This is a genomic window from Massilia sp. LMS1-1-1.1, from assembly GCF_040815535.1.
Lineage (GTDB): Bacteria > Pseudomonadota > Gammaproteobacteria > Burkholderiales > Burkholderiaceae_D > Janthinobacterium > Janthinobacterium aestuarii.
In genome coordinates, this window is the sequence record NZ_JBFPNG010000010.1 from 1 (window position 1) to 1,227 (window position 1,227).

The 1,227-nt window shown below is 57.7% G+C and carries 1 protein-coding gene; it reads right to left on the minus strand.

Translation table 11 applies throughout. The features are described from left to right. Window positions 1-19: 19 nt before the first annotated feature. Window positions 20-979, minus strand: a complete 960-nt coding sequence (locus tag MRBLMS1_RS09925) for an IS110 family RNA-guided transposase (RefSeq protein WP_456148211.1) — start codon at window positions 977-979, stop codon at window positions 20-22. Between the last annotated feature and the right edge of the window lie 248 nt (window positions 980-1,227).

Sequence of the window (1,227 nt, forward strand, 5' to 3'; positions counted from 1 at the left end):
GTAGATACTGTTATCCCCGTCAAGCAGCGTGCAAGGTCGGATCAAATATTTTTCCCGACCTGAGCACGCCGAATGCTACATGCACCAGCTTGCGCATCATGGCGCCGATGATCAGTTTCTTTGCCTTGCCAGCAGCACGGAGCCGCTGGCCAAAGCGCTTGCCCCAGGCCGTCCGGTACACGGTCACCATGGCGGGCATGTACAGGGCTTTGCGCAGGAAGCTGTGGCCGACCTTCGACATGCGTGGCTTGCCACGTACGCTGGAGCCAGACTCGTGCTGGCGCGGGTCGAGTCCCGCAAACGCCACGGCTTGCTTGGCGCTGTCGAAGCGTTCAGGATTGGCGTAGTAGGATAGCAGTACCGGAATTGTCCGTTCTCCCAGGCCAGGAATGGTGTCGAGCAGCTCACGCTTGCCGCGCAAATCCGGGTCGTCATCGATATGCCGTTTGATGGCTCGAATCAGTTCCTTGATCTGGCCATCGAGCCAGGTAATGTGATCGACGATGCCCTGGCGCACGGCTTCGCGTGCCACATCGAGCCGGTTGCTTTCCTGCTGGCGCATGGTTTGCAAAGCTTCCAGGCGCAGCACCATGGCACGTAGTGCCTGTTCGGCAGGCGACGGCGCCAGCCACGGCTCGGGCTGGCGTTCATGGGCGAAGTCGGCGATCAGCTGCGCGTCGACTTTGTCCGTTTTCGTGCGTACCAGGCGCGAAGCGCCGAAGGCCTTGATCTGCGCCGGATTGATGACACTGACCAGCATGCCACATCCTGCCAGATATTCGGCCACCTTTTCCCAGTAGGTTCCGGTCGCTTCCATACACACGCGCGGACTGCTGGCATCCTGCTTGAGCAGCCATTCGCTGAGTGCAATGAATCCTTTGTGATTGTTTTCTACTACCTTGTTACGATGCTTGCCATTGGGCAGGCGCAGCGCGCAGTCGAGCTTGGCCTTGGCAACGTCGATTCCCAGATTAAACATGCTGTGCTCCTCTTGCGATCTACCTTGTAAATGCGGGCTAACCGGCATGCCGGTGCCAAAGATACTGTCCGATCTTGACATTGAGGATGGGTAACTGGTGCGAGATCTACGAAACTGGCTCGGAGCCTAAGGGCGGATACGGCATCCAGTTACCCGGTCTTGATATGCCTACCAAGATTTTGACAGCGGTCGATACCGTTCGCAATATCACGAACGGCATGAAGGGAATAATACAAGGTCGGATTAGC

Excerpts from the sequence above, each read along its gene's own strand:
- MRBLMS1_RS09925 (WP_456148211.1), bottom strand. The coding sequence starts at position 979 with ATGTTTAATCTGGGAATCGACGTTGCCAAGGCCAAGCTCGACTGCGCG.